Source organism: Micromonospora sp. NPDC023814, from assembly GCF_040639595.1.
Taxonomy (GTDB): domain Bacteria; phylum Actinomycetota; class Actinomycetes; order Mycobacteriales; family Micromonosporaceae; genus Micromonospora.
On record NZ_JBFAAF010000175.1, the window covers coordinates 1 to 4,011 of the forward strand.

At 71.6% G+C, this 4,011-nt stretch carries 3 protein-coding genes; all 3 read right to left on the minus strand.

Annotated features, from left to right (window positions below; translation table 11 throughout):
- Positions 1-253 (minus strand): response regulator transcription factor (locus tag AB0G14_RS34985; RefSeq protein WP_357704979.1); only part of this gene is annotated, 253 nt, incomplete at its 3' end.
- Positions 163-1,509: a histidine kinase gene (locus tag AB0G14_RS34990; RefSeq protein WP_357704982.1), complete on the minus strand. Its 1,347-nt coding sequence runs from the start codon at positions 1,507-1,509 to the stop codon at positions 163-165. The genes AB0G14_RS34985 and AB0G14_RS34990, both read right to left, overlap by 91 nt.
- Before the next feature lie 41 nt (positions 1,510-1,550).
- Positions 1,551-3,572: a serine hydrolase domain-containing protein gene (locus AB0G14_RS34995; protein ID WP_357704984.1), complete on the minus strand. Its 2,022-nt coding sequence runs from the start codon at positions 3,570-3,572 to the stop codon at positions 1,551-1,553.
- Between the last annotated feature and the right edge of the window lie 439 nt (positions 3,573-4,011).

Below are 4,011 nucleotides of genomic sequence, written 5' to 3' on the forward strand. Positions count from 1 at the left end.
GGATGTCCATGCAGATGACGTCCGGGCTGGTGCGGCGGGCCAGTTGGACAGCAGAGGATCCGCTCGACGCCTCCGCCACGACCTCGATATCCCCCGCCTGTTCGAGGATCACACGGAAGCCGGCGCGGACCACCGCCTGGTCATCGACGAGCATCACCCTGATCACGCCGGTCCGGCTCCTTCCTCGACCCTCGCTGACAATCGGCCCCGGGGGACGTCCGGCCCGGTCGGCACCGTTACGGTGACAGACCATCCGCCGGCCGCCGTGGGCCCAGAGGCGAACCGCGCACCGATGAGCTGCGCCCGTTCTTGCATGCCGATCAGGCCGACGCCGGTGCTGCTACGCGCCGGCGACTCGGAACGGCGTGGGGCGGGGTCGTTTACCACCTCGAGCACCACCGTGCGCGCCAGGAAACGAAGCACCACCCGCACCGGGGCGCCCGGGGCATGCTGGCGGGCGTTGGAGAGGCATTCCTGCACGGTCCGGTAGAGCGCGACGTCGGCGATCGGGGGCACCTCGAGGGGTTCACCCTCGCGGATCAACTCGACCGACGCGCCGAGGTCCCGTGCCGTCCGGACCAGGTCGTCGAGCGCCGCCAGCCCCGGAACGGGGACTGTCCCCTCGTCCTGGTCGCCCGCCGAGGCGGGGAGTGAGTCCCCCGGCCGCCCGCGCAGTACCCCCACCACCAGGCGCATGTTTTCCAGCGTCTCCTTGCCCTGGGCCCGGATCGACGCCACCCCGGCCTTCGCCGCCGGCGGGTCGCGGTCGATGAGTCCGTGCACGGCCGACGCCTGCACCACCATAGCGGACAGGTGGTGTGCGGCGACGTCGTGCAGTTCCCGCGCCATGCGCGACCGTTCCGCGGCGATGGCGGCCGCCACCTTGGTCTGTTGCGCCCGCACCGCCTCGGCCGTGCGTAGCCGCATCAACTCGACGTACCGCCGTTGGGTGGCGACGTAGCCACCGATGAGGGCCGCGCCGAGGTAGGTCAACCCGCCCGAGGCGAGGTGGCCGACCGCCACCCGGACCAGGTCCGGGGCCGTCCCGACCGCCGCCACCGTCCCGGTAACCTCGACCACCGCCGCCGTGCCGGCGATCAGCAGGGCGGCCCGGACCGGCCACAGCGTGCCGACGGTGTACGCCACGACCAGCGGCGCGAGCATCCGGGCCGTCACGTCGGACGGGACCAGCGCGGCGACGAGGATCTGCAGACCGACGACGAGTGCCAAGCAGAGCAGCGGGCGGACCCGGCGCAGGCAGAGCGTCACCGCCTGGCCGCAGCAGCCACCCACGATCAGCCAGGCCCGCGTCGGGTCGAACGAGAGCCCGTCGGCCGGAGCCACGACCCAGACGATGGCCGCTGCCAGCCCGAATGTCAGGACCGTCAACACGGCTGCGAGCAGGCAGTCCCGAGCGAACCGGCCGGTCAACCCAAGCCGAGTGAGCCGCTGGTCGAGCTGTCCGCCGAGCCCAGGTGGGCCGGGAGGACCGACGATGCGCTCTGTCATGCGCCAATGATCCTCGCTTCGCACTGTTGCCTCTCCGGAGGTCAGTAGGAGACGCTCGGGGCGAGGAACATGAACTCGACGGCGAACCATCCGGTGCCGGCGAGCGCCAGCAGGACTAGGCCGCTGCCGGCGATGCGAGGCCAGCCGGAACGGCGGCGGATGCCGTCGACCAGCCGTACGGCGGCGGCCGCCACGCCGAGCAGGCCGAGCAGTTGCAGCGCCTGCACGAGACGCAGGAGATCGGCCGGGACGTCGTTGAAGCCCAGGACGGCGACGATGCTCAGCCCCCAGCCGACCAGGGCGAGCACCGTGGCGGCGACGGCCATCCGGGTCAGCACCCGCGCGGCACGCCCCGCGCGGTCCCGGGGCGCCTGTCCGCGCCAGCGACGGAGGAGCGCACGGACCGGCCAGGAGAGGACGGCGAGCAGCAGCACCACCGTGGACGCGAGCAACACCGGCACGGCTACCGAGAACCTGCGCTCGGGCTCGACCGGCAACAGCGCGAAGGCCGAATCGAATCCGATCGCCTCCACTTCGCCGTCGGCGACCCGGATGGCGAGCGCGTGCTGTCCGCCGACCTCGCGCCACACCCACGGGGCGACCTCCTCGTACAGGGCCGCGGAGTCGCCGAGCGGGCCCGGCTCGAACAGTAACCGGCCCTCGTCCACTACGCTCACCCGAGTACGGCCGGCCAGCCCGATCACGGTCAGGAAGTTGCTCCGCATCGCCCGCGAACTCTCGTACGTCCCGGCCGTCATCGCCGCGTGCTCCGCCGTGGTCGCGGGGTCCACGATCCCGGCGGGCGGGCCCGCCAGCGCCGGGAAGTAGCGGTCGGCGAAGCCGGTGGTGATCGCCTGCCGGAGGTGGAGAGTGTCGGTGGCCCCGCTGCCGGTGCTGTTCACCGAGATGAAAATCCCGGCCCGGTCGTCGGGAAGGATCTGCAGGTGGGAGTGGAAGTATTCGGTGTCACCGCCGTGCCCGAGGATCCGGTGGCCGTTTCGGCTCTCGTCGAAGAAACCGAGACTCATCCGCGGGCCGCTGGCCAGCGTGCCGAGCGAGGTGGCGTCCAGCGCCGGCCGGTGCATGAGGTCCAGGGTCGCGCGGTCGAGCAGCGGCGCCGTCCCCACCGGCTCACCGAGCTGGGCCAGCATGAAGCGGGCCATGTCCGTGGCCGTGGCGCTGAGCGCGCCAGCGGGCGGGGTGCCGACGATCTCGAACGGTACCGCCGGGCCGGCGGAGTGTTCGTACCCGTGGGCCATCTGGCTCCGCAGCCGATCGGGCAGCGGCTGGACGAAGGTGGAGGACGTCATGCCTGCGCGGGCGAGGACGTTCCGATCGACGTACTCCTCGAACGGCAGGCCGCTGGCCCGCTGGACGAGATAGCCCGCCAGCGCGTTGCCGTAGTTGGAGTACGCGGGCACGGTGCCGGGCCGGTAGATCTGCTCGGGAGGGTCGGTTGCCAGCGCCCTGCGCAGGTCGACCTCGGTGCCCTCTGTCCCGATCAGGCCGCCCACCCGCTCCTCGAATCCGGCGGTGTGGCTCAGCAGGTGGCGCAGAGTGATCGGACCCTCGTACCGCCGGGGCAGCGTGAAGTCGAGGTACCGTCCCACGTCCGCGTCCAGGTCCAGCGCGCCGTCGCGAACCAGTTGCATCGCCGCGGTGGCGGTGAACAGCTTCGACACCGAGCCGACCCGGAAGAGGTGGCGTTCCGGGTCGACCGGAACGGGCTCGCCGCTCTCCGTTCCGGTGTCGGCGTGGCCGTATCCCCGGGCGGTGAGGATCTTTCCGCCGTACACCACGCTGACGGTGGCGCCCGCGATGCCGGCCCGGTCGAGTGCGGCCGGGATCAGACCGTCGAGCCAGGCGTTGATGTCCTCGGCGGTCAGCGCCGCTGAGCCTCGCCCGGCCGAAACCGCGACGGGCGGGGCCACGGTGCTCTTCGCTGGGCCGGCCGCGCAGCCCACGGCCGTCGTCGCGAGCACGGCCGCCGCCGCGAACGCTGCCGCGAGACGGACGGTACGGGAACCGGAGCGGGCTGTTCCGGCTTCGTTGTCGTCGATCATGTGATCACGTCGCCTTCCGACGCAACGGGTGTCCGGACGGGTTTCCGGGTGGTGTCACCCGCAGGCACCAGAAAGCCTGCTGGACCGGGGGCGCCAGGACATCTGGCGTGCGGCGGCACATGAGTGGCGACCTAGGTAGGAGGCAGCGGAGGCCGCGAGTCGCACTCGGCGGAGTACCCGGCGGCCCACGTCCCGGTGAGGTCACACGGTTCGCCGGTTGCTCGCGGAGCCAGGGCCCCGAATCGTCGGCAGGCCGTCGGGGGTGTCCCTATGTTCTTGTCGACGAGAAGGACGCCGCGACGATGCGCAAGCTGTACAAGCGCACCTCCACACCGCTGCATCTAAGAGGGCGTCTGATTCACGTATTTTGTGAGTGATGCCGCCTTCAGATGTCTCGCCAGGTTGGGGTGGTTTCGTCGGCGACGCGTTTGGTGAGGTT

What these genes read in the sequence shown, in the direction of transcription:
- AB0G14_RS34995 (WP_357704984.1), bottom strand. Translation starts at nt 3,572, where the DNA reads ATGATCGACGACAACGAAGCCGGAACAGCCCGCTCCGGTTCCCGTACC.
- AB0G14_RS34990 (WP_357704982.1), bottom strand. Translation starts at nt 1,509, where the DNA reads ATGACAGAGCGCATCGTCGGTCCTCCCGGCCCACCTGGGCTCGGCGGA.